Origin of the sequence: Vibrio maritimus, assembly GCF_021441885.1 — a bacterium.
GTDB classification, from domain to species: domain Bacteria; phylum Pseudomonadota; class Gammaproteobacteria; order Enterobacterales; family Vibrionaceae; genus Vibrio; species Vibrio maritimus_B.
This window is the reverse complement of record NZ_CP090439.1, coordinates 576,540-601,100: the sequence shown is the minus strand read 5'-3', so window position 1 is coordinate 601,100 and position 24,561 is coordinate 576,540. Positions and strand designations below refer to the sequence as shown.

Sequence of the window (24,561 nt, the reverse complement as noted above, 5' to 3'; positions counted from 1 at the left end):
CAAACATTCGTTTTTGGTTATGTATTAAATTATGGCTATTCATATTGAGAAACTGGACAAGCGCGACCTGAGACGATTAGAGATTTTCTGCGAGATCGTTGAGCAGGGCGGCATCAGCAATGCTACCGTAAGTACTGGGCTGAGTCAGCCAGTGCTAAGTAATCAGTTAATAGAGCTCGAAAAGAGCTTGGGCGTGACGCTTTGTAAGCGCGGCCGAAGTGGGTTTGATTTAACAAGTGAAGGGCACACTGTGTATGGTTATGCAAATGAGCTAAGTAATGTTCTTAGTGATTTTGCCTTTAAATTGAAGGGAGTACAGTCAAAACTGACAGGGCAAGTGCGTGTCGGTATTCTCGATAATACGATTACGCTTCCTAGTAATCCGGTTCCGGCCGCTATCGAAAATTTTTATAAGCTGAGCGACAGCGTGGAGCTCACGCTCGAAGTCGGCGATTACACCTTACTTAATGAAAAGCTGGCAAAGGGGCAGTTGGACATGATGATCGTCGTTCTCGCCGAACATCAACTTGATGCCTTCAGTCATGCTGAGTTTCTGTTCACTGAAAAGAGTTATCTTTTTGCCCGCGAAGACGTTGCAAAGGAAATTGAAACTAACAATCACTCGCTTGAGGGGCGACGCATTAACATTGGTGGCTACGCTTCTGAGGTAATGCGTAAGCTTTTGAATGTTGAGCAGTACCAACAACTAAAACTTATCGATGGTTGGAATGTTGAATCTGGCGCTTTGCTCGCGATGGCGGGTACGCATTTGAGCTTTCTCCCTAGTCATCTTATTGAAAGCAACCGATCTCAACAGGCGCTGGTGGCAGTGAACCCGAAGCATTGGTGGTTTACGAGTGACTTTTCGGTTGTATTAAAGGGAGCAAAGACCGCGTTATCGCCTGCTGCGTTGGCGTTTTATGATTGCTTAGTGGCCAGTAATAACAGTCAAAGGCTCTGACTGCTACTACTGGACTTTATCACCACTCTTCACGACGCGATGACTTTAACCATAAGGCACAATACTTATGAGGCTTTGAGTAGCGCTTCTCTTCTTGCCTGACGAGCTTTCTCCACAACATAAGTCACCATGTCATCTTCATTGACGATATCCGCAATGTTGATTGGTGTGGTGTCTGTGATAGGTGTGCTGTTCAGGATTTTATCTGCGCGTCGATAGATGTGAACAACACGCTCTGCAACGGCTTCCATTGGATCGATGAAGTAGATCTCTGGGAAGTTTTTCTCAAGCGCAGGGCGTACTAATGGCAGTTCAGTGCAGCCAAGGATCACGGTATTCACACCTTGAGTTTTTAGAGACTCAATGGCTTTGCTGAGTAGCTCTGCGTTTTTGTCCAATTCGCCCGCTTTGATGCCGCATTTTTCGCGAATGTCTTGGCCACTTGGGGTTTTCTCCCCAGTTTTGTGTCCGTAGATTGCGCTATGAACGTAGTTCTCTTGCTCTTCAGTGTTGGGCTTGAAGTAGGTGATCTCATCTTCAGTCAAATAGCGATCGTAGATCCCAGAGTTGTAGGTGCCGGTAGTGCAAAGCACACCAACCACGGCTTGCGGGTTTTGCGCTTGGATCTTTTCAGTAGTTGCTTTAAGCATGTCCACTAAATAGACGCTGGTCTGTTTTTGAACTTCAGGACGGAAGTGGTGCGCAGTGTTGCAAGGCATTACTGCAAACTCAACGTGGTTCAACTCCATGATCTGTGCTGAGCGAACCATCTCAGGGACAGGATCTGGCCCACCTTCGTTGATGGCTTCAGAGCGATCTGGAATATCAGAGTTGTTGATCACAACCAAGCTCATGTGCTCTTGGTCACTTTGCGCACCTTGTTTGTTTTCTTCACGTGCGATGATGTCTTGAAATAGCGCATCGGCTTGCGGTCCCATGTTTCCCATGATGCCAAAAATTACGTCTTTCATAGTTAGTCCTCGAAAGTAGATTCAATAAGTGGTGAGGAAAAACTACGGGAGAATGGTTTCGGAGACGAATCGCTTTTGATGGGTGGAATCCTCCTCTGTAGATTAGCTTATTCAATGGTGTGTATATTTTTTGTTCGACTTGAAGAGGCGACAGCGGTAAGGTTGGGGGATAGGTGTGCGTCAGAGCATACGGGTGAACAATAGGTTATACGCAAGGAGGACAAAAATGGAATGGAGCTTATGGTTGGCGTATGTGGGTGTGATTACGGTGTTAATCTCATCACCCGGTCCTTCGGCGATGCTGTGCATTGCACACGGTGTCAAATATGGTAAATCCAGTGCCCTTGCGACTGTGTTTGGCGGGACGTTTGCGTCGCTAACCTTGATGTTCCTCTCTGCTGTCGGTTTGGGCACGATTTTGGCGGCATCGTCAGAAGTCTTCTTGCTATTGAAAATCTTTGGCGCGCTCTATCTCGTTTATCTTGGATACCAGACTTGGAGAGACACAGGAACTGAGTCGGTGTTGAGTGCAGATACCGGACAAGAGAAAGTCGCATTTACCCAACGTGGGATTCTCAAAAAAGCCTATATGGTCGGTATCAGCAATCCTAAAGACCTGCTGTTTTTTACCGCGCTGTTTCCCAACTTTATTAACGTGAATGCGCCTCAGCTTAGCCAGTTTGTTGTGCTCGCTCTGACATGGGTTGTGATCGATACCTTGATCATGTTGGTGTATGCAAGGCTTGGCGCTAAGGTCAACCCTTGGCTATCGAGTAAGAAAAACATCAAGCGCTTTAACAAGGTAATGGGGGGCTTCTTTATGTCGGCTGGTGGTGCGCTGTTTGCTTCGAGCACTAAATAACCTACTCAATCCCAAAACACGGAGTAAGCCTCTGCTGCTTGCTCCGCACTGTCAATGTTCCCCTTACCTTTTCTTACTTATCACACCAAGTGATCCTACTTTCGAGTTACCACCTATACTGTTCAGAGCTTTACCAAACCCAACAGGAAGGAAGGTCACAATGAAAGCGATGGTAGTTAATAGTTATGGTGGTCCCGATGCGTTTGAAGTGGCGGATGTCGCCAAGCCTGACATTCAATCAGGACAAGTCCTCGTCAAGGTTGCTGCCTCTAGCGTCAACACGGTCGATACAATGATACGCGAACTCGGTGAGGCGCTCCCATTCTCTCCAGCTACCCCTGCGATCTTGGGTATGGACTTTGCCGGAACGGTAGAAGCTGTTGCTGATGATGTGACTGACTTTCAGGTTGGTGATGAAGTGTATGGCTGCGCGGGTGGCTTAGGCGCTCTTCAAGGTTCATTAGCGGAGTACATGCCTGCTGACCAGAGGCTGATCGCTCACAAGCCGAGTAACTTATCGATGAAAGAGGCCGCCGCACTGCCTCTGGTTGCCATCACTGCTTATGAGGGCTTAACGCGTGCCAATACCAAAGCTGGGGATAAGGTGCTGGTGCATGGTGGCGCTGGTGGGGTAGGACATATCGCGATTCAAATTGCTAAAGCGATGGGCGCAGACGTCAGTGCCACGATTGGGCGTGATGAACATGTCCCACTGATGAACTTGCTCGGCGCATCAGTAATCAACTATAAGACTGATAAAGTTGAAGACTATGTCGCCAAATATACGGGTGGCGCTGGGTTTGATGTGGTCTTTGATTCTGTCGGTGGTGAGAACATGCTGAAGTCATTTGAAGCGGCGAAGTTGAACGGTCATGTAGCCTCTACCGTATCCTTGCTGTCGCTCGATCTTTCTTTGGTACATATGAAGGGATTATCGCTGCATGTGGTGTTTATGCTGATTCAAATGATTCACGGCGTACGCCAACAGGAGCATCAAGATATTCTTAAAGAAGTCGCTAAGTTAGCAGAATCTGGACAGTTATCTCCGGTGTTGGATGATGTTGAGTTTACACTGGAAGATATCGGCAAGGCACACGAGAGATTGTCTGCAGGCAAGGCTACTGGCAAGGTAGTTGTAGAAATTTAGCTCAGTATCCGCTCCGCTATGTCTGTGCATACCGGAGCGGACTTTTATCTATTAGTCCAAAATTGAACGAATATAAGCTTCGATCTCTGGAGACTGATTGTTCTCGAAGAAACACTGCTGGAAGCGCTCGCCGCTGACTGCTGTCTTAACCAGTTCTGGCTCGATAGCTTTTAGTGTATCAAGGTAGTTTTCTTTCACTACTGCTGCTTTAACATCGTTAAGCAATCCCGCATTGCGCTGCTGTGGCTCAGCACGCTCTAGTGGGTAGCCTTGACCGCGTTCACCAGTCGTAAATGCTTTTTCAAAAATATAGCGAACATTGAGCTCAGCACCCCAACCATAGCCTTTTGCGAAAGCAAGAGACAGGGCGTTACCGTTGTTTATTTGGTTAAACAGAAATGCATCAGACGGCTCTAGACAGTATCCGCAAACAACACCAGGGTGGATGTTCAGAGACATCATTGCACCTTGTCCGGTGCCACAACCCGTCACAACAAAATCGACCGACTTAGAGTTGATAAGAACGCTGGCCATGATACCTAGGTGAATATAAGTAAGGTGGTGGTCATTCTCATCGCTCATGCCCACATTGAATACAGTATCGTCTTGCGTGCGCGCAACTTGCTCAAGTTCGTTAAGTACAACCGCGTTTTTCCCCGCTTGGCTGTTCTCCATCATTAGTGCAATTTTCATTTGGATCTCCAGGTTAAATTTGTTGTCGGTGCTATTAGCGAGCGAGCCAGCCGCCATCCACAGCGAGGGTGTAGCCGTTCACATAATCAGAAGCGGGTGAGGCTAAGAATACGCATGGCGCAGCTAGGTCTTCTGGTGTTCCCCAACGCCCAGCTGGAATGCGCGCTAGGATCTCTTGATTACGAGTTTCGTCGGCACGCAGAGCCTCGGTGTTGTTGGTTTCCATGTAGCCAGGCGCAATCGCATTAACGTTAATACCGTGCTTAGCCCACTCGTTTGCCATTAGGCGTGTTACACCCATGATGCCGCTTTTTGAAGCGGTATAAGAAGGCACGCGGATCCCGCCTTGGAATGACAGCATGGACGCGATGTTGATGATCTTGCCGCCTTCGCCTTGTGCGATAAATTGTTTAGCAACGGCTTGAGATAAAAAGAAGACGGTTTTGGCGTTCACATCCATCACGTCGTCCCAATCTTTTTCAGTAAATTCAATGGCATCGGCGCGGCGAATAATGCCGGCGTTGTTGACAAGAATGTCGATGCGACCGAAAGTTTCGATCGATTTCTCAACTATCGATGGAATATCCTGAGTGGACGTAAGGTCTGCTCGAATATCGAGAAACTGGCGACCTAACGCTGTGACCTTCGATTCTGTCTCGGTTGGCGCAGAGCGGTTTACTGCCACAATATTACAGCCAGCTTCTGCTAGACCGACCGCAATCCCTTGACCGAGCCCCGTGTTGCAGCCAGTGACGATGGCCACTTTCCCTTCTAGATTGAATGCATTGAGAATCATAGTCTGTGTCCCGTTACGCGAATCGATGAATGACTTTATCTAGTCATAATGTATGACATATAGTGCTCACTCTATATGACAAATACGTCCTAATCAACAAATTTGAAATGCAGTTTTAAATTTGTTTGATCTCATTCACGTAATCCCCTAACGCGCTCACGATAACGAATCTTTGCATAACAACGATAGGTGCTGTGCCGTACCATTCGATAATTGTGGGTATGGATGCCGGTGAATTTTTCTCCATCGAAAAGAAGCATTTATACTGGCGCTTTGATTAAGTGTATCCATTGCAAGCGATGAAAAGTGATGTGGTGGAAATCGTTTAGTGGAAGGTGGAAATATGGATCACGCGACAATACAGGCACTCACACTACCGTGTCCGACCTGTCATATTGATGTGCAAAATGAGGGCGGTCGAACCTGCAGTCAGTGCAAAGTTAGCTATGACAAAACGCCATTTTGCCCAGATTGTAGCCATAAACTAGACGCAATGAAGGCATGCGGTAACGTAGGTTACTACTGTAATCAGTGTCGAATGCCAAAATCTAGAGTGGCAATCGTTTGGAAGCTGACTCCCGTTAACTAAAAAAGGGAAAGCGGCCGCTTTCCCTTAAACTTCTCTCTTCCCAGAAACAACTAGTTGGTTTTATACGCTCGGTCGTATGCGGCTTGCATTGCGCTAACCACTTTGCTGTAACCCATGCGCTCAATGCTTTCTTGATACTTAGGCCAATCCTTCTCGATATCTCGCGAGCCCAGAATCCAAGCTTGCTGCATCTCCACCATATAGTCGCGGATCGTCACCCAATGCTTGTCATAGATGTCTTTCTCTTTTGTATTCAGCGATACGCCCATAAATGGTTCTAGTAAGTAGTCACCTTGGTCGTATAGCTCAATGCCTTCAAGCGCGTATTTGTTGGACCATTGCACTTCGTTTTGGTAATCCATCGGGAATCCACGTTGAACCTGAGCACCAATCGCCCACATCTGCGCATTCACTGGGGTATCAGCCTCGAGAACTTCCTTCTTGAACATAGGCTTGCCATCAACTAAATCATAGTGCTCGCCCTCGATACCAAAGTTAGCTAGACGCTTACCTTCTTGAGTGAACCAGAAATCGAAGTATTTAATGGTTTCGATTGGATGCTCATTGGTATAGGAGATAGCCCAGCCGTCAGGTTTCACTTTTGCGCGGCGGTGTTCTTCAACACGCTGGCCACTAATAGAGGCTGGTGGCGCGAACGCCTTAAACTGGAAGCCTTCAACTTTATCTGCCAACGAGTCGTTATAGCCAGAGGTCGATGCGAACCAGTCGTGTGTCATACCGCCAAGGTCAGCAGATAGTAAGTATTCACGTGAACGGCTACCGCGTGTGAATACTTCGGCGTCAATCAGTCCTTCTTTGTACCATTTTGCTAAGTTTTGGATACCCACTTTGTAGTTTTCACCGGCGTAACCATGCTTGATTTGACCGTCGACCACATGGAAGTCGTGGAAGACATCAGAGCCAGATGTGCGGCCATCCCATAGTGTGACGAGACGAACCATCTCTTGCCAGTGACGAGCAAAGAAAGGTACTTCATCTTTTTTGCCGTTGCCGTTTGGATCTTTATCGCGGAAGGCTTTAAGCACTTCATACATCTCATCGACGTTCTTAGGTGGCTCTAGACCAAGTTTTTCTAACCAGTCATAACGAACAAAGTAGCCACGACCGTACTTACCGTCTGGAAGGTAAGGGATGTAATACACGTTGCCGTCGGACGCTTTGATTGATGCCCAGATATCTGGATTGGCGTCAAAGAAAGCTTTAATGTTTGGCGCGTGCTCTTCAATCAGCTTGTTTAGGGGAACAAACGCGCCTTCTGGACCATAGGTGTTTACGTTGTTTTTCATGCTTGAACCACCAACGATATCAGGCAAATCACCCGATGCGATCAGTAGGTTAAAAGCTTCCTCACTCTTGGTTGTCGCCATGGATGCAACGTTGTTTAGGTGAACGTTAGTTAGACGCGCCGCTTCTTTCTCTACCGGCCAGTCGTTGCTGTAGACAAATTTCTTCTGATGCAGGTGGATGTCGAGTTTGATTGGCTTATCTGCCACTTTGTATGCACCATCTTCCGCTGCCAATGCTGGGGTAGCAAGCGTGGCAGCGATCAGGGTAGACAACGCAGTGATTTTTACATTCATCTTTTGTTTCCTTTCTCGTTATATTGTTTTTGTATTAGGAAGAGGGGGTTACTCTTTAACCCCACCCAACATAATTCCCTTGTTGAAGTACTTTTGAATAAATGGATAAATCAGAAGTACTGGAATGATTGAGCAGATCATGATTGCTGCACTTACCGTTTCAAATGAGTAGGCTGAGCTAATCAAAGTACTGGCGAACGTATCGTCGTCGGTAAGTTGAGTGATGATCTGACGCAGATAAACCTGAAGTGGAACCTTGCTCTCGTCGCGAAGTAGCACCATGGCCCAGAAGAAGCCGTTCCAGCGTGCGACGATACAGAACAAAGTAACCGTTGCGAGGGCTGGTTTTGCGAGTGGGATGAATACCTTCCAGAGCACTTGGAAGTCATTCGCGCCATCCATTCGCGCCGCTTCTTCAAACGATTTTGGAATCGCTTCGAAAAAGTTACGCAATAGGATGATGTTGAATGCGTTACAGGCGAAACCAATGATGATACCGAAGTAGCTATCAAGTAGTCCCAAGTCACGCATGTTCAAGAAGAACGGAATCATTCCAGCGTTAAACCACATGGTAAACGCCACTAAGATGTTCCAGTACTTACGGCCTAGTAGTTGTGGTCTAGAAAGCGCATAAGCGCCCGGAACAATAATCAATAGGCTGACCAAGGTTCCGCCGAAGGTGTAGATAAAGGTGTTTTTATAAGAGATCCAAAAAGCAGGATCGGTAACGACCTTTTCGTATGCCGCGAAGGTGATGTCGACGGGCGTTAGCACAACCTGACCTGCCGTCACCGCATCACCGGCACTTATCGACATAGAAGCGACATAGATGAACGGGTAAAGCGTACTAATCGTAAAGATACCCACGAGGAACATATTCAGATAGACGAACGCCTTATCTCCGCGGGAGTAGAGGTTCATATTCATTGCTTGGCTCATAACTTACTCCATTACCACAGCGATGTTGAAGAGACGCGACGGCTGATCTTGTTGGCGGTCATAACCAAAATAAAGGCGATGACGGCGTTGAATAGACCGGCGGCAGCGGCGAGATCGTACTGAGCAGCTTGAATACCTTGACGGTAAATAAAGGTGCTGATGACGTCTGCGGTTTCGTAAGTCGCTGGCTGATAGAGCATGATGATCATCTCAAAACCAACCTCTAGGATGTTACCGATACGGATGATCAACATGATGATGATCGTCGGTAAGATGCAAGGTAGCGTGATCTTCCACATCATTTGCCAGCGCGAAGCGCCGTCTACGACTGCTGATTCATAAAGCGATGGGTTAACGCCAGCAATGGCAGCGAGGAACACGATGGAGCTAAAGCCCGCTTCTTGCCAAATACCTGTGCCGACAAAGATTGAACGGAACCATTCTGGTTTGGTAAGGAAGTAAACCGAGTCGTAACCAAGCGCATTGAGAAACAAGTTCACTACACCAGTAGAGGGTGAAAATGCGGTGATCACGATACCGGCGATGATAACCGCCGAGATAAAGTGCGGCAGATACACAATCGTTTGTGCCGTGCGCTTAAACTTGGCATTGAGAATTTCGTTGAACATTAACGCAAGAATAATCGGCACGGGGAAGCCAAAGATAAGGCTAGCACCACTGATCATGACGGTGTTGCGAATGGCTCGAAGGAACTGATCGTTTTCGAACAGGGTTACGAAGTGCTCAAATCCAACCCAAGGACTTTCAGTGATACCACGGAACACACTGTAGTCTTTAAAGGCGATTTGCAGGCCGTACATAGGTTTATAGAGGAAGACTAAAAACCAAATTACGGTCGGAGCAAGCAACACATAAAGCTGCCATTCATTTTTGAAGTGATTGATGAGCCACTTTGTTTTCTTCTGCAGTTTGCTCTGCGAAGCGGACGATTTAAGTGTCTCACCAGAGTTCTGATGAAGGTTTTCCATAACACACGCTCCGTTTAGTTCACTGCAATACGCTCAAGGGCGTTGCCCGTTGATTGGTCAAATACAGTGATGGCATCTTCACGGAAATAGAGTGTGTTCACGTGATCGAGATGATCGATTCGACCATGGGTTTCTGCCTTAACCACAAATGGCTTACCGACAAACTTGGTGTGCAGGAGTGCCTCTGAGCCCAACGTCTCCACAAGGTCAATGTGAACTGGAATAGCACTCGCATGATCGATAGGTTCGATATCAATGTATTCAGGTCGGATGCCAAGAAGAATGCTCTTGTTGTGCTCAAGACCTGCGACATTTGGCAGCTTGCATTCGATCTCTTCAAACTCAGCGTACCAACCATCTTCATGTAAAGAGGCGCGTGCCTCGATAAGGTTCATCGGTGGTGAGCCAATAAACGTTGCAACGAAGGTGTTTACCGGACTATTAAACAGCTCCATCGGGGTACCGATTTGCTCAATCTTGCCGTTACTCATTACCACGATACGGTCTGCGAGCGTCATCGCTTCGACCTGGTCGTGGGTAACATAGACGCTGGTAACACCTAAGCGATGGTGTAGGCGTTTGATCTCAGCGCGCATCTGAGTACGAAGTTTGGCATCCAAGTTCGAAAGGGGTTCATCAAATAGGAACACTTTAGGATGGCGAACAATCGCTCGACCCATGGCAACGCGTTGGCGCTGACCACCAGACAGGTCGGCAGGGCGGCGCTCTAGGAGCTCGGTAAGACCTAAGATTTCCGCAACATCATTAACCGATTTAGTGACTTCATCTTTTGGTACTTTGCGTATTCTCAGGCCAAACGCGATATTTTCGAAAACACTGAGGTGGGGGTAAAGTGCGTAGTTTTGAAACACCATGGCGACGTCACGGTCTTTTGGTGCGACTTCGTTAACTCGGCGGTCTTCAATATGAATATCACCATCGGTGATCTCTTCTAGGCCAGCTAACATTCTTAGTGTCGTTGACTTCCCGCAGCCGGAAGGACCCACTAAAACAATAAACTCCTTCGACTTTACTTCTAAATTAATTCCATGCACGACACTGGTATCGCCATACGCTTTCACGATGTTATTTAACTGAACACCAGACATAACTACTCCTTGTTGCCGACAGGGCAACCAAATAAACGTGGTTCTTTTGTGACTTTCTAAGAAAAAGAAATTATTGCGTGTAGTACTTGAGGCTCTTGAATTGAACCGTTCCAGTACCATCATCCTGATTGTAAACGCCCGCTTTAAAGTAACTTTCTAGATTGCTCCAGTAGGAGATGTCGTATTTAGAAAGGCCATTTATTGCGGCACCATCTTTTTTGATGGTCATTTCATTATTTTGAATTCTTACTTCGAATTTAATCGGTTGCGATTCGAGATGTTGGGTAATATAGATTTTGTCGTAGCTACTACTCGATGCATCGGCATCTTTTTTAATAACAGCCCAAATGCCATTCTCTATATTGTTTCTCTCTCGCAGCCAAACGAGTCTAAGGAGGGGTTTGTTAATGGCATTGCCATTGTTCGTTACGTCGTGGACTTGCATGAAGGTGATTTCGTCCACTGAGCCAGATAGCGGGGAGTCAATAAAGACTTCGCCAATCATTTTGTTAAGGTCGCCATCGTCACTGTACCATTCATAGACTTGGCGTAGCTCAGAGCGTTTGTGGTCGCCAGTAACGGTGAACGTCATCCACTGATTACCAAAATCAGGGACATGGAAATATTGATTGTATTGACCTGCAAAGTCCCCTTGTTTGATCAGCTTAGTGCTGGTTGGGGCTTGAAGGTAAGAGTCGTCAAGAACTGACTGGTATTGGGTATAAGAGTATGGAGCAGTATCCGCAAAACTAACAAAAGAGACAACAAGTGCTGCAGAGCCTAGGTACTTCGCTAAAGTATTCGGGTTCATAGTTTTCTTCTCTATTAAATAGATGAAGGAAAATGCCCAGAGAACTGGGCATTACTTGTTTTGTTACTGCGATAATTAGAAGCTGTATTTAAGACCTAAACGAGTACGTAGCTGGCGCTCGTCTGTTGCTGAAGAAAGGCCATCGATAGTCCAAAGTTCTAGGTATGGTTGGAAGTCACCGATTTGGTAGCCCGCTTTAATACCAAGATCCCATTCCCAGTTTTTGTCATTTGCTAGACGAACGTTGTCGTAGTTGTGGTTATAGTTTGCTTCATAGCTCAGTTTTAAATCTTTAAATGCTGAGTCTTTAGCAAATTTGTATGAACCAGTAAGCGTCAACTTACCTTGTTGAATTGTTGCATCAGTGCGGTCTAGTTTACCGCCACCCGCTAGGTTAGTCGTACCGCCGTTCGCGTTGAATACTTGGAACTCATGACGGTAACGTAGTGCTGTAGTCAAACCGAAGTCTGCTTTATAACCAACACGGAATTGTGGTTTCCAAGTTGTTTTGTTGCTGCCGAATGTCACTGGCATACCTGGCTGGATGTACCACTTGCCGCTTTCACCTACTGCTTTAGTCCAATCTACACTAAACTCAGAGTCTCCACGTGATACGCCTTTCCAAAAATCTTGGCTACCTACTTCATCATCATTAGTTTCACTTTGGAACTTCTGCTCTACGCCAAATGCTAATTTACCGCCGAATGCTTTTGTTGAGTCACTAATTTTAATACGGTGAGCCCAATCTTCGGACTTGTGCTTATATTCCGTACGATAATCCAAACTTGTCGCAGCTGCTGAACCAGCCAGTAATACAAGCGCAACACCAAGAGCAGATTGCTTAAGTTTCATACTGATATTTCCCTTATTTGTGTATTTATATTTTCATTTCTTTGTGGAGACAAACGGATACTGTGCCGGCTAGATGTCAGCGCAATAATCGTTTATCACCGTAAATAGAGAGGGACTGTGTTTCTTGTTCACTTAATAGCCAATGCTGGGTGTTTTCCCTTTGATTCTCGAAACATCCGACAAAAGCCTATCTCGTGGTAGTCCATTTCATTAATTATTTTGTTATTGAATTAATGTATGACAAATATTAATAGGGTCATTGGGAACTTTCTGTGAAATGGCTCAATATTTCATTTTAGTTCCCTTGGTTTTTGTTGATATACAGATTTGGCTCACACTTTTTTACATCTGTTCACACTTGGTGCCCCATTTTAGTGTGACCTCGTGGGGGAGTGTAATGAGCGAATTCTCTTTATAATGCTATGAATTGCATGGGTTTTATTATGATTGACTGTAAAAATTACTAAAAGATAGCTGAAACGTCGTTTTGAAAAAAGATTCAAACAGCGTCATTTGCTTACTGTTGGTGCAGAGAAAGTGTAAGGCTTGGATGACAAGCGTAACAAAGTTTGATCGGGGTAACTAAGTTGGACTTTTTCTTGGCGAAAAACGATAACCATGTCACGTATGGGTATATTGTATTACAATTATTCCTCGTAACTGAGTATATTGAATTGTAACAACAAGTAAGACAACAAGGATTCACAGATCATGGATTTAAACACAGTTATTGTGGGCGTCTATTTCCTCTTCCTAATGGCAATAGGTTGGATGTTCCGTACATTTACTAATACCACCAGTGACTACTTCCGCGGGGGCGGTAACATGCTTTGGTGGATGGTGGGTGCTACCGCCTTTATGACTCAGTTCAGTGCTTGGACATTTACCGGTGCAGCCGGTAAAGCTTACAACGATGGTTTTGCAGTCGCCTTTATCTTCCTAGCAAACGCATTTGGCTACTTTATGAACTACGCGTATTTTGCGCCGAAGTTCCGTCAGCTACGTGTAGTCACTGTTATTGAAGCGATTCGCATGCGTTTTGGTGCAACGAACGAGCAAGTATTTACTTGGTCTTCAATGCCTAACAGTGTCGTATCTGCAGGTGTGTGGCTAAACGCACTAGCAATTATTGCATCAGGCATCTTCGGTTTCGACATGAACCTTACCATTTGGGTGACAGGTCTTGTTGTATTGGCGATGTCAGTAACAGGTGGCTCTTGGGCGGTTATCGCATCTGACTTCATGCAGATGGTTATCATCATGGCGGTAACCGTGACGTGTGCTGTCGTTGCTGTCGTTCAAGGCGGCGGTGTTGGCGAAATCGTTAACAACTTCCCAGTACAAGAAGGTGGTTCATTCCTAGCGGGTAACAACCTAAACTACCTAAGCATCTTCAGCCTGTGGGCATTCTTCATCTTTGTTAAGCAGTTCTCTATCACAAACAACATGCTTAACTCATACCGTTACCTAGCGGCGAAAGACTCAAAGAACGCGAAGAAAGCTGCACTACTGGCGTGTGTACTAATGCTTTGTGGTGTATTCATCTGGTTCATGCCGTCTTGGTACATTGCAGGTCAAGGTGTTGACCTAGCAGCTGCTTACCCAGAACAAGGCAAAAAAGCGGGTGACTTTGCTTACCTATACTTTGTTCAAGAGTACATGCCAGCAGGTATGGTGGGTCTACTAGTAGCAGCAATGTTTGCAGCAACCATGTCTTCAATGGACTCTGGTCTTAACCGTAACTCAGGTATCTTTGTTAAGAACTTCTATGAGCCGATCGTTCGTAAGGGTCAAGCGTCTGAGAAGGAACTGGTAACGGTTTCTAAGATCACTTCAACAGTATTTGGTTTCGCTATCATCCTAATCGCACAGTTCATCAACTCACTGAAGGGGCTGAGCTTGTTCGATACCATGATGTATGTGGGTGCTTTGATCGGCTTCCCAATGACGATTCCAGCATTCCTTGGCTTCTTTATCAAGAAAACGCCTGACTGGGCTGGCTGGGGTACACTAATTGTTGGTGGTATCGTTTCTTATGTCGTAGGTTTTGTTATCAACGCAGAGATGGTTTCAGCGGTATTCGGCCTAGAAGAGCTAACGAAGCGTGAATGGTCTGATGTGAAAGTAGCGATTGGTCTAATGGCTCACATCTCACTAACAGGTGGCTTCTTCGTACTATCAACGCTGTTCTACAAGCCACTAACTGAGAAGCGTCAAGCTGACGTAGACAAGTTCTTCGGTAACCTAGCAACGCCACTTGTCTCTGAGTCAGCGGCTCAGAAGAAACTGGACAACAAGCAGCGTCAAATGCTTGGTAAGCTAATCGCAGTAGCAGGTGTTGGTGTGTGTCTAATGGCGCTACTACCTAACCCACTGTGGGGACGCGGAGTGTTCATCTTGTGTGGTGCTATCGTATTCGCAGTCGGTATGCTCTTGGTGAAAGCCGTCGACGAAAACGTTGAATCGAACTTACAAGAAGCAGAAGCGAAATAACGCAATCTAATAAGAAATAGGAAGGGATCGGGCCTTCCTATTTTTTTATCCAAAATTCAGACAATAAGAAAGACAACAACTTTTCTACCCTCAGTAAGTTGTCGAGGGCTCCCTCAATCCAATACAAGGAAATAACATGCAACGCAAGTTAATGTATAAGGTTTTGTTGTGTAGTGCCATGACTGCTGCTCCCGGTACCCTATGGGCAGAGTCAATTAATATAACTAACCATGGTTTTGAAAATGGTAATTGGGATGGATGGCAAGATGCCGATCCCTCATCAATCTCTGGTGATGCTAATACAGGGCTTCACTCTGCAAAAATTTCTGGCTCGGGCGGCAGTTTTAGCCAGTCCGTCTCGGTCAACTCTAATACTGATTACACCTTATCTGCTTATGTAAAAGGTGGCGGTGAGATCAGTGCCAATGTCGCAGGTTCTGTTTACAGCAAAACGTCTAATTCGAGTAGTTGGTTGAAAGTAGAACTGACATTTAATTCTGGCAGTGCAACATCCATTGAAATTGGTGGTGCTTATTATCAATCTGAAGGAAGGTTTGACGACTTTGTTCTGACAGGTAGCTCATCGTCTGGTGGTAGCTGTGAAAGTGGTCATATTACTGTCGTTTCAGCAACGGATGATGGAACCAACGATGGCCATTTACCTGGTTGGACGATTGATGGAAGTTTAGCCGATGAATCTCGATGGTCATCAGAAGGTATCGGCAAAACCATTACTTATGATCTCGGGTCATCGACAACAATAGGACAAGTTAATATCGCCTGGTTTAAAGGCAATAGCCGCAGCTCTTACTTTAGTGTTGATGTGTCAGGTGACAACAGCAGTTGGACCAGAGTACTATCAAACCAGACGTCAAGTGGCAACACGGCTGGCTTTGAAAATTACCCTGTTACAGAAACAAGTGCTCGTTACGTTCGAATCACTGGGGAAGGCAATTCCGCAAATAACTGGAACAGTATCCTTGAAACAGAAATCCTTGGCTGCTCAGATGGTACGCCTCCTCCAGTAACGCCTCCACCAAGTGGTGATTTGGATCCGAATGTCGCACCATCAGGCAATTTTGATTTGTTGGACTGGACGCTCAGCATCCCAGTAGACACCGACGGTGATGGTAAAGCAGATACTATTAAAGAGAACGAGTTGTCGGCAAGCTACGAGAACAATGAGTTTTTCTTTACTGCAGCCGATGGTGGCATGACCTTTAAAGCACCCGTCGATGGAGCGAAAACGTCGACCAATACGAGTTACACTCGTTCGGAGCTGCGCGAGATGCTGCGTCGCGGCGATACCTCACATAGTACCAAGGGTGTCGGTAAAAATAACTGGGTATTCTCAAGTGCGCCATCGAGTGACCAAACTGCAGCTGGTGGTGTTGATGGTACTTTAGATGCAACGCTTAAAGTAGATCATGTTACGACAACGGGTAGCAGTAGCCAGATTGGACGTGTCATTGTTGGGCAAATACATGCTAATGACGATGAGCCTGTTCGAATCTACTATCGTAAACTTCCTGGTAACAGCAAAGGCGCGATATATATTGCACATGAACCAAATGGCGGTTCAGACAGTTGGTATGACATGATTGGTAGTCGCTCGAGTAGTGCGAGCAACCCATCAGACGGTATTGAACTCGGTGAGGTCTTTAGCTATCAAATCAAAGTGGTAGGTAATACCTTAACCGTGACGATTATGCGTGAAGGTAAAGCTGATGTTGTTCAAGAAGTCGATATGTCGAGCAGTGGTTATGATGCTGGTGGGCAGTATATGTATTTCAAAGCTGGTGTATATAATCAGAATAACACCGGTGATGCGAATGACTATGTTCAGGCTACGTTCTATAAAGTCGAAAATAAACACCAAGGCTATGCTTATTAACGTTATGAATAAATGATGTAAAACAAAAGCCCGCTTGAAGCGGGCTTATTAATTTTTGAGATTTAGTACTTAGTTGAATAATTTTCGCGCAGCTTTTCGCGCTGACATTTCGTCAGCAATCATAATGGAATCGTAAATTTTTTGATATATTTCTAATGTGTTTATCGTCGGTTGAGAAAGTTGATAGTCTTTCGAGTGGAATAAAATATCTAGTATTTTTGCGTATGGAGAAAAAAGCTCGTTATTAGACGCGATGAAGAGAGTTCTGTAGAAGCTACTGAGTAACGGTTTTGAACTGAGCAAGTCGTTTTCTGATTCTCGAATATGGGTTGAAAAGGCTTGGAAAACTCGTGATAGTTGTACACGTTGTTCACCGGTCGCATTCAGTGCCGCATCTGCGCAAGCCTCTGGTATCAATAGCTTTTGCATGCGAATGAACTTTGCGATCACACCTTCCATCTCTGGTAGTTCAGAAAACCATTCATACAACTGTGGGTCTAAGAAATTCCACTCACTCCGCGGGGTAACTTTTGTCCCTGCTTTCTGCTTGGAACACAATAATCCCTTTGATGCGAGAATTTTGAGTGCTTCGCGAACACTATTTCGACTCACAGAGTAATGGCTAGAAAGCTCCATTTCGGTAGGTAGTGAACAATTACTATACTGACCTGTAATGATATTCTTAGCAATTTCACTGGAAATCTTTACGTGAATACTCTCTTTTGTGCTTTCCATGGCTACGTTTATAATTTGTAATTATTTATTTCATATTATCACTTGGTCTAAATAGGTAAATGCGATTATGTCGAATATGTGATGTCTACTTAATTTAATATCGTTCTGTAAATAAAAAAAAGGAACGGTTATATGAAACCATTCCTTTATAATATTTGTATTAATAGCTCAACTATTATACGAAATCTTTACGCATAGGAGTAAAGTTATCGATTAGGATGCCTTCTTTAAGACACTTACAACCGTGCATGATGTTTGGCACTTTATAGACAGTGTCACCAGCTTTAACGATCTTAGTCTCGTCACCTACAGTGAACTCGAACTCACCAGAAACCACGTAAGTGATCTGCTCGTGTGGGTGGTTGTGCATTGGTGCAACTGTACCTGTTTCGAAGTGAACTTCTACAGTCATCATGTTTTCGCAGTATGCTAGAACCTTACGACGTAGACCGCCACCCTGATCTTCAAGTACTGAGTCTTTGTTGTATACAAACATTGTCTTTCCTCTAGGTATTCGTTAGACCGCTTCCAGTAGGGCAAGCCTCTGGTTGTGATCATTAAGTAATAGTTGAGATGCTGCTTTTGCTCGCTCAGCATCACCCATCATAATCGCGTCGTAGATAGCCCCGTGTTCATCAAGACAGAATCGTCCGCCGACCGCGGCTTCATCAATAAAGGTCTTGAACAGCGACTCCAAAATATTGGAGAACGGGATATAAAACGGATTTGCGGTCGCTAAAAAGATGGTTTTGTGAAACTCGTGGTCGTTCAACGTCCACGAAGAATAGTTGTGAGTAAACGCCGCATGCTTCATGTTCTGGAAACATACAGACAGTGCTTTACGATGTTCGATTGAAGCATTTCTTGCGGCTAGTGAGCACGCTTCTGGCTCGATCGCTTTTCTTAAACCAAGGAACTGGGTTAAGAATCGTTGAACGTTGTCTGTATCTTTTACCCAGTCTAAAAACTGAGGGTCCAAGAAGTGCCAATGCTGACGAGACATTACATTGGTACCAACTTTAGGCTTTGATGTAATAAGTCCCTTTGCCGACAAAAGCTTGGTTGACTCGCGAAGCGCTGTACGGCTGATGCCGAACTTCTCGCAGAGTTCTAACTCGCTCGGGAGTTTTTCACCCGGTTTCAGCTCACCAGTGAGGATCTTAATGGCGATCTCTTTAGCAACCTGAACATGAATCCGACGACTTGAATCTGCTACTGTATGGAACGTGGCCATGTATACACCTTGGGTTGATTAGGGCGCGATTTGTCCGCCGTTTACATCAAGAATCTGACCTGTGATGTAACCAGAGCAGGCATGAGAGGCAAAAAAGGCAAATGTTGGTGCCACTTCTTCAATAGTGCCAAAGCGGCCCATTGGAATACTGTTAGCAATATTGCCTTTTAGGTCGTCGCTTTTATCATCGTGGAAGGCGGTATCAATGGTACCAGGAGAAACGATGTTGAAGCGGATGCCATCTTTAGTGAACTCTTTTACCCAGTTGCGGTGAATATCGTGCAACCAAGCCTTTGATGCAGCGTACATACCTGCGCCAATGCCGCCACCTTCTCTACCCGCGATTGAGCCAGTACTGATCACACTTGCAGTTTGACCAGATTCCTTTGCTGATTGGCGTAGGTGAGGGATGGCATATTTAGTGACCATAAGCGCGCTGCGCGCATTTAGGTTCATTACGTGGTCGAACAGAGCGTCGTCGATGCTTTCTAGCCCCTTACGACCGCCAAGACCACCTGCGTTGTTAATGAGAACGTCCAACCCGCCAAAGTGAGAGGTATAGGCGTCGATTAAACGTTCGCATTCATCGCTCTTGGTTAAGTCAGCTTGAAAAAAAGCGGCTTCACCACCAAGCTTGTTAAGCTCATCAACTGCTGCTTGTGATTCTGGGGTTACTCGTCGTCCATTGAGACCAACCTTTGCACCATGTTGTGCAAAAAGCCGAGCTGCCGCTAATCCCATCCCTGCGGTGGAACCGGTGATTAGAACGCGTTTTCCTCTGAGATCTTCAAACATCAGTTTAAGCCTTATCATTGGTTTGATTTATTAATCATACAATAGCACTTTAATGCGTCAATAGCGAATTGGTAGAAATGACAATTCCCATCAATAATTCTAGAAAGATATTGAGAAAAATGTGACATGGAACTCACTAATTAGGCGGTTTTACTCGTAGAAGTGATAGGAAATCACGAAGCAAAAGGCGACTTATATCGAATAAATGCGCTTTGTCACATCTATTCAAACGCGAATGGTGGTAGAATCACTGCTAAAATAATACATAAACACTTTTTTGTAAGCGATAATACTATGTCAGGTAAGTTCAGTTCTATTACGGGCTCAAAACGAAGCATCCATGTTCAGGTTGCTCGTGAGATTGCACGTGGCATCCTCTCTGGTGAGTTACCAGAAGGATCTATCATCCCAGGCGAGATGGCGCTATGTGAACAGTTTGGCATTAGCCGAACTGCACTTCGCGAAGCCGTTAAGCTACTAACATCGAAAGGTCTACTAGAGTCTCGACCGAAGATCGGTACGCGCGTCGTTGACCGTGCATACTGGAACTTCCTCGACCCTCAGCTTATTGAGTGGATGGACGGCCTTAACGATGTTGAGCAGTTCTGCGGTCAATTCCTTGGTCTTCGCCGTGCGATTGAGCCAGAAGCGTGTGCACTAGCCGCTAAGTTTGCAACAGCAGAGCAACGTATTGAACTGTCGTCAACCTTCCAAGAAATGGTAGAAGTATCGAAAGAAGAAAACTTCGACCAAGCGAAATGGTTGGACGTTGATACTCGCTTCCATAGCCTTGTTTTCAACGCGACGGGTAACGACTTTTACCTGCCGTTCGGTAACATCTTGACTACGATGTTCTTTAACTTTATTCAGTACTCTTCAGACGGAGGTTCTACCTGTATCAATGAACACCGTGCGATTTATGAAGCGATTATGGCTGGTGACGCAGACAAAGCTCGTGAGGCATCAGCAAGCCACCTACGTGAAGAAAATCACCGTCTTCCGGTAGCTAGTTAACCGGTAACTTTATGTTCCAGATAACATTTTGAGTAAAAAGGCAGCGGCGACGCTGCCTTTTTTTGTTTTCACTAGGTCAAACACCAAAATGTGTTGATATAATAATACAAAATAAATCCATTGGAGCCCGTTATGCCGAACGCCTTGCTACCCAATATTACCCAGTTTCTCTGTAATATTGATCCCTTTGATAAGCTTCCGAAAGAGTTAGTTCGGGAAGTCGCCTCAGAGATCAAAATTACCTATTTGGGTAAGGGGGATACGATCGATCCCTGCGGTGAACAGGTAGGCCCGGTGGATGACTCACAGCCTAACATTGAGGGTGAAGGCAAAAAGCACAAATACCTCTATGTAATTCGTACCGGCTCCATGGAGCAACGCCAAGCTGATGGAGTTCTGCGTGCTCGATTAGGCTCTGAAGACCTATTTGGTTTTACCTTTCTAGACGATAACGTAACGTCTGAGAGCGGTTATCATGCGGTGGCGATGGAAAATACCCTTCTGTACCTAATTCCGCACGCGACGCTTGAGAGAATTTTCAAAACCAATCCTGAGTATGCAGAACACTTCGCCTCACAGGCTCAAATCCGCTTAAAGTCAGCCCTGGACGTCGTATGGTCGAACAAAGAGAAAGGGCTGTTCATCAAAAAGGTATCGGATGTTGCCAGTGGTGTGATTGCCATTGTTGATGCCTCGACATCCATTAAAGATGTGGCTCATGAGATGCGGATTGTAAAGCGTTCATCGACCGCGGTGATCTGTGATGACGGCAAACTGGTGGGGATCATTACCGATCGAGATATGACTAAACGAGTGATCGCCGAAGGGTATGATCCAAGCGCGCCGATCAAAGAGGTCATGACGACGGCGCCTCTGACCGTCAGCCCAGATGATCTGGTTTTACACGCGGCTTCGCTTATGATGCAGCACAATGTCCGTGGTCTGCCTGTTGTATCAGAGGGCAAGGTAGTAGGATTGCTGACCACTTCTCATCTGGTTCAAAATCACCGAATGCAGGCTATCTTCCTGATTGAAAAGATTAAATACGCAAATAGTGTCCGCTCTTTAGCGAGCTTTACTACAGAGCGCCAAGCCATTTTTGAAGCCTTGGTTGATGGCAACGTAGCACCAGATATCATCGGACGTGTGATGTCGATGATCATGGATGCATACAATCGTAGGCTTATTCAGATTGCTATCGATAAGCTTGGTGAGCCGCCGTGTAGGTTCTCTTGGATAGTGGCGGGCTCTCATGCTCGAAATGAAGTGCACATGTTATCAGACCAAGATAATGCACTGGTGCTCAGTGATGATGCAACAGAGAGCGACAAAGTTTATTTCCGCCATTTGTCGCAGTATGTCGCTAATGGTCTTGCTGCATGCGGTTATCCGTTGTGTCCAGGTAAGTTTATGGCTGCTACGCCAAAGTGGTGTCAACCGTTGTCGACTTGGAAACACTACTACAAGAAATGGGTCGCTAACCCAGAATACGAACGCCTTCTCAACATCAGTGTGTTCTTGGAGATTCGCTGTGTTTACGGTGAGGCGAGTTACGCAGAGATTCTGCGCGATGAACTCCACGCCAACATCCGTGCCAACCGCGAATTCCTCGGTATTTTGACTCGTGATGCAATTAATACTCAGCCTCCGCTTGGTGTATTCAACAAACTGGTATTAGAGAAGACCGGTGAGAACAAGAAGACGCTTGATATTAAGAAGTACGCCATCAACCTAATTATTGATTTGGCACGTATCTATGGGCTTGCAGTTGAGTGTGACTCTTCTAATACTGAAGAGCGTTTTACCCGAGCCAATGAGCGTGGCATGTTGAGCGAAGATGCTTACAAGAATATTCTTAACACCTATCAATATATTCTGATGTTTAGACAACATCATCAGCTCGAAGCGCTTAAAAAAGGAGAAGAGCCGGATAACCATATCAATCCGGACTCATTTGGTAGTTTCGAACGTGGTAATCTAAAAGATGCATTTAGAATTATCTCGTCACTGCAAGAGGCAGCAAAAGTCCGCTTTGCTGGGAGAATGTAATCGATGGTAGGCATACTCAAACAGGTGATGAACCAGTTTCACGTGTACAACCATTACCTAAAAGAGCGTGAGAAATATCTTGGCGATAACTCAGTGCCTAAAGAAGTGTTGTCGATTCTGAGTGAGTCTGCGCCGGATATGGATACGGACTCTAGCGCGTTGCAGTATCTAGTGGTCGATTTTGAAACCACGGGCATCGACGCCAAAGGTAACAGCATTCTAAGTATGGGGTGGGTTGAAGTGAGTAACTTGACCATCAATGTTCACACTGCCAGACAGCTGTTTATCGAAACACCAGATAAAGTCAAAGCAGAGACCGCTATCATCAACCATATTGTGCCAGAGATGCTGCAAAATGGCGTTTCACTGGACAGCGCAATGTGGCAGCTGTTTGAAGCGGCGAAAAACAAGGTATTGATTGCGCATGGTGCCATGATTGAATCTGAGTTCGTGAATGAATATCTGCACGAAAAGTATGGCATCAATGGTTTACCTGTGATGTGGCTAGACACTTTAGCCATGGAGAAAGCAATGGCGGTCGCGGTGAATAAAGAAGCGGATATTGATGTTCGATTGTCGGAAACTCGAGAGCGATATGGACTGCCTGAGTACAACGGTCATGAGGCATTAATAGATGCTATCGCAACTGCGGAGCTTTTCTTAGCGCAATCCAACCGACTGTATAACAAAGGGCACCCTAGCATAGGCAAACTCTATCGCTTGAGCCAGTAATGAAACAAAAAAAGAGGCGCTGATTTCAGCGCCTCTTTCGATCTGTTCCCAAAGTGCTTCTTAGAAGCTGTACGTTACACCGACACGGCTACGTAGCTGACGACCTGAGTCACATACATCGCTACTAGTACATTGAACGTTACCAAACTCAACATATGGTCTCCACGCCCAATCAGACTCTTTGTAGCCAATCTTGAAGTTGTAATCCCACTCGTAGCGCTCGTTGGTACCCATGCGCCAGTCTTTGTTGAACACATCTTCTGCATAGTTTGCTTCAGCGCCAAACTGCCAGTTGTTCCAGTTGTAATCTAGGTTAGCCGTTAGTTTGCTGCGGTTTAGTGAACCGTGCTCATCGCCATCACGGCCTGTCGCTGTTCTATCGCCAGCGTAGTTGCGGAACTCGTGGCGGTAGCGCATTTTAGCCGTTAGACCGCTATCGAATTTGTATTGAACACGAACTTGAGGCTTATAAGTGGTTTGACCGCCACCGAAAGTGATAGGCATAGAAGTTTGGATGCGCCAATGTTCGTCTAGGTTAAAGTTATAGCCGTACTCGAATTCGTTGTCTCCAGCCTCTAGGTCAGAGAAAGGCTTGCCTTTTTGCTTAGCTTCAACGCCGAAGTAGTGGTTACCAACGCTTGAACCGATTTTAACGCGGCTAGCGTAGCTACCATCGTCATGCTTATATTCTTGACGTAAGTCGAGAGAAGCAGCGGTTACTGCTGCCGTTGCGAACACAGAAACTAATGCCACTGTTACTTTGTTTAGAGTGCTCATCTATAGCCCTTAAGGTTTATTTGTTTGTGATAATGTATGACAAATATATTACTGTTATAAATGCCATTTTTATGTGACTTAGATCGCCAAGTACGGTGGGTTTTAGGTCTCTTTAGAATGGGAGAAAACGTGGTTTTTCGTTAAGCTACTTATTTTAATGGCTATTTTTTCTGATTGGTTGTGAGATGCTCGATTGCCTTTATGGATAGAAATGTGATGTACATAATGAAGGTTTTAGGACTATTTATACTACAAAACCAAATTCGCGTGCCAGTGACGGTCTCCTAGCTTCAGAGGCAATAGCTTAGAGATTGAGCTTTTAGGTGATAATAGTTTTCAATCAAGCTCGATTAGGCCAATTATCATTAACGTCGCCCGTACAGTAAATGCTAATGCTTGATAGCATCGATTTAACAATTTCATAAATATGTAGGACAAAAAATTCTAAGTAGCACGAACTTATCATTCTACTTCCATTGCACTTCATGTGATCTAATTCAACGTTCCCAAAAAATTAT

At 45.5% G+C, this 24,561-nt stretch carries 23 protein-coding genes; 9 read left to right on the top strand and 14 right to left on the bottom strand.

Annotation, left to right across the window (positions count from 1 at the left end; all coding sequences use genetic code 11):
- Nucleotides 1-31: 31 nt before the first annotated feature.
- Nucleotides 32-961, top strand: a complete 930-nt coding sequence (locus LY387_RS19265) for a LysR family transcriptional regulator (protein WP_234497460.1) — start codon at nucleotides 32-34, stop codon at nucleotides 959-961.
- Between the two features lie 65 nt (nucleotides 962-1,026).
- Here LY387_RS19265 and LY387_RS19260 read toward each other — a convergent pair whose 3' ends face one another.
- Complete coding sequence (locus LY387_RS19260) at nucleotides 1,027-1,932, bottom strand: aspartate/glutamate racemase family protein (protein WP_234497459.1); 906 nt, start codon at nucleotides 1,930-1,932, stop codon at nucleotides 1,027-1,029.
- Between the two features lie 226 nt (nucleotides 1,933-2,158).
- Between LY387_RS19260 and LY387_RS19255 the strand changes: the two genes are divergently transcribed.
- Together LY387_RS19255 and LY387_RS19250 are read left to right on the top strand one after the other, a co-directional pair.
- Entirely contained in the window at nucleotides 2,159-2,794 is a 636-nt protein-coding gene (locus tag LY387_RS19255; protein WP_234497458.1) for a LysE family translocator, read from the top strand.
- 160 nt (nucleotides 2,795-2,954) lie between these two features.
- Complete coding sequence (locus LY387_RS19250; protein WP_234497457.1) at nucleotides 2,955-3,941, top strand: zinc-dependent alcohol dehydrogenase family protein; 987 nt, start codon at nucleotides 2,955-2,957, stop codon at nucleotides 3,939-3,941.
- A 51-nt stretch (nucleotides 3,942-3,992) separates the two neighbouring features.
- On the opposite strand, the gene LY387_RS19245 is transcribed toward LY387_RS19250, so the two are convergent.
- Nucleotides 3,993-4,634: an RpiB/LacA/LacB family sugar-phosphate isomerase gene (locus tag LY387_RS19245; protein ID WP_234497456.1), complete on the bottom strand. Its 642-nt coding sequence runs from the start codon at nucleotides 4,632-4,634 to the stop codon at nucleotides 3,993-3,995.
- 34 nt (nucleotides 4,635-4,668) lie between these two features.
- The gene (gene kduD / locus LY387_RS19240; RefSeq protein ID WP_234497454.1) at nucleotides 4,669-5,430 is read right to left on the bottom strand and encodes a 2-dehydro-3-deoxy-D-gluconate 5-dehydrogenase KduD; all 762 of its coding nucleotides are present in this window, start codon (nucleotides 5,428-5,430) and stop codon (nucleotides 4,669-4,671) included.
- Nucleotides 5,431-5,773: 343 nt separating this feature from the next.
- Between kduD and LY387_RS19235 the strand changes: the two genes are divergently transcribed.
- Nucleotides 5,774-6,019, top strand: a complete 246-nt coding sequence (locus LY387_RS19235; protein WP_234497452.1) for a zinc-ribbon domain-containing protein — start codon at nucleotides 5,774-5,776, stop codon at nucleotides 6,017-6,019.
- Nucleotides 6,020-6,069: 50 nt separating this feature from the next.
- Here LY387_RS19235 and LY387_RS19230 read toward each other — a convergent pair whose 3' ends face one another.
- From LY387_RS19230 to LY387_RS19205, 6 genes are all read right to left on the bottom strand, one after another.
- Nucleotides 6,070-7,620, bottom strand: a complete 1,551-nt coding sequence (locus tag LY387_RS19230) for an extracellular solute-binding protein (protein ID WP_234497450.1) — start codon at nucleotides 7,618-7,620, stop codon at nucleotides 6,070-6,072.
- A gap of 48 nt (nucleotides 7,621-7,668) precedes the next feature.
- On the bottom strand, nucleotides 7,669-8,559 hold the full coding sequence (locus tag LY387_RS19225) for a carbohydrate ABC transporter permease (protein WP_234497449.1): 891 nt from the start codon (nucleotides 8,557-8,559) through the stop codon (nucleotides 7,669-7,671).
- 11 nt (nucleotides 8,560-8,570) lie between these two features.
- Nucleotides 8,571-9,548 (bottom strand): ABC transporter permease, encoded by a 978-nt coding sequence (locus LY387_RS19220; protein ID WP_081936006.1) that lies wholly within the window; start codon nucleotides 9,546-9,548, stop codon nucleotides 8,571-8,573.
- Between the two features lie 14 nt (nucleotides 9,549-9,562).
- Nucleotides 9,563-10,657 carry an ABC transporter ATP-binding protein gene (locus LY387_RS19215; RefSeq protein ID WP_234497448.1) on the bottom strand — a complete coding sequence of 365 codons (1,095 nt, stop codon included), beginning with the start codon at nucleotides 10,655-10,657 and terminating at the stop codon, nucleotides 9,563-9,565.
- 70 nt (nucleotides 10,658-10,727) lie between these two features.
- Nucleotides 10,728-11,468 carry a polysaccharide lyase family 7 protein gene (locus tag LY387_RS19210; protein WP_234497447.1) on the bottom strand — a complete coding sequence of 247 codons (741 nt, stop codon included), beginning with the start codon at nucleotides 11,466-11,468 and terminating at the stop codon, nucleotides 10,728-10,730.
- Nucleotides 11,469-11,543: 75 nt separating this feature from the next.
- Nucleotides 11,544-12,320: an oligogalacturonate-specific porin KdgM family protein gene (locus LY387_RS19205; protein ID WP_234497446.1), complete on the bottom strand. Its 777-nt coding sequence runs from the start codon at nucleotides 12,318-12,320 to the stop codon at nucleotides 11,544-11,546.
- Nucleotides 12,321-13,031: 711 nt separating this feature from the next.
- Here LY387_RS19205 and LY387_RS19200 point away from each other — a divergent pair.
- Together LY387_RS19200 and LY387_RS19195 are read left to right on the top strand one after the other, a co-directional pair.
- The gene (locus LY387_RS19200) at nucleotides 13,032-14,813 is read left to right on the top strand and encodes a sodium:solute symporter family transporter (protein WP_234497445.1); all 1,782 of its coding nucleotides are present in this window, start codon (nucleotides 13,032-13,034) and stop codon (nucleotides 14,811-14,813) included.
- A 136-nt stretch (nucleotides 14,814-14,949) separates the two neighbouring features.
- Nucleotides 14,950-16,707 carry a polysaccharide lyase family 7 protein gene (locus tag LY387_RS19195; protein WP_234497444.1) on the top strand — a complete coding sequence of 586 codons (1,758 nt, stop codon included), beginning with the start codon at nucleotides 14,950-14,952 and terminating at the stop codon, nucleotides 16,705-16,707.
- Nucleotides 16,708-16,776: 69 nt separating this feature from the next.
- Here LY387_RS19195 and LY387_RS19190 read toward each other — a convergent pair whose 3' ends face one another.
- The 4 genes from LY387_RS19190 to LY387_RS19175 form a co-directional block, all read right to left on the bottom strand.
- Nucleotides 16,777-17,442, bottom strand: coding sequence for a FadR/GntR family transcriptional regulator (locus LY387_RS19190; protein WP_042474682.1), 666 nt, complete (start codon nucleotides 17,440-17,442; stop codon nucleotides 16,777-16,779).
- Between the two features lie 175 nt (nucleotides 17,443-17,617).
- On the bottom strand, nucleotides 17,618-17,938 hold the full coding sequence (locus LY387_RS19185) for a cupin domain-containing protein (RefSeq protein WP_042474678.1): 321 nt from the start codon (nucleotides 17,936-17,938) through the stop codon (nucleotides 17,618-17,620).
- Between the two features lie 21 nt (nucleotides 17,939-17,959).
- A complete protein-coding gene (locus LY387_RS19180; RefSeq protein ID WP_042474675.1) occupies nucleotides 17,960-18,676 on the bottom strand; it encodes a FadR/GntR family transcriptional regulator in 717 nt (238 codons plus the stop codon).
- Nucleotides 18,677-18,694: 18 nt separating this feature from the next.
- A complete protein-coding gene (locus tag LY387_RS19175) occupies nucleotides 18,695-19,471 on the bottom strand; it encodes an SDR family NAD(P)-dependent oxidoreductase (protein WP_234497443.1) in 777 nt (258 codons plus the stop codon).
- Between the two features lie 294 nt (nucleotides 19,472-19,765).
- Here LY387_RS19175 and LY387_RS19170 point away from each other — a divergent pair, with 294 nt between their 5' ends.
- The 3 genes from LY387_RS19170 (at nucleotide 19,766) to LY387_RS19160 (ending at nucleotide 23,266) form a co-directional block, all read left to right on the top strand.
- On the top strand, nucleotides 19,766-20,485 hold the full coding sequence (locus LY387_RS19170) for a FadR/GntR family transcriptional regulator (RefSeq protein WP_042474672.1): 720 nt from the start codon (nucleotides 19,766-19,768) through the stop codon (nucleotides 20,483-20,485).
- Nucleotides 20,486-20,617: 132 nt separating this feature from the next.
- Nucleotides 20,618-22,534 (top strand): DUF294 nucleotidyltransferase-like domain-containing protein, encoded by a 1,917-nt coding sequence (locus tag LY387_RS19165; protein ID WP_234497442.1) that lies wholly within the window; start codon nucleotides 20,618-20,620, stop codon nucleotides 22,532-22,534.
- Nucleotides 22,535-22,537: 3 nt separating this feature from the next.
- Nucleotides 22,538-23,266: a 3'-5' exonuclease gene (locus tag LY387_RS19160; RefSeq protein ID WP_234497440.1), complete on the top strand. Its 729-nt coding sequence runs from the start codon at nucleotides 22,538-22,540 to the stop codon at nucleotides 23,264-23,266.
- A 60-nt stretch (nucleotides 23,267-23,326) separates the two neighbouring features.
- Here LY387_RS19160 and LY387_RS19155 read toward each other — a convergent pair whose 3' ends face one another.
- Nucleotides 23,327-24,043 carry an oligogalacturonate-specific porin KdgM family protein gene (locus LY387_RS19155; RefSeq protein WP_128648410.1) on the bottom strand — a complete coding sequence of 239 codons (717 nt, stop codon included), beginning with the start codon at nucleotides 24,041-24,043 and terminating at the stop codon, nucleotides 23,327-23,329.
- Nucleotides 24,044-24,561 lie beyond the last annotated feature (518 nt).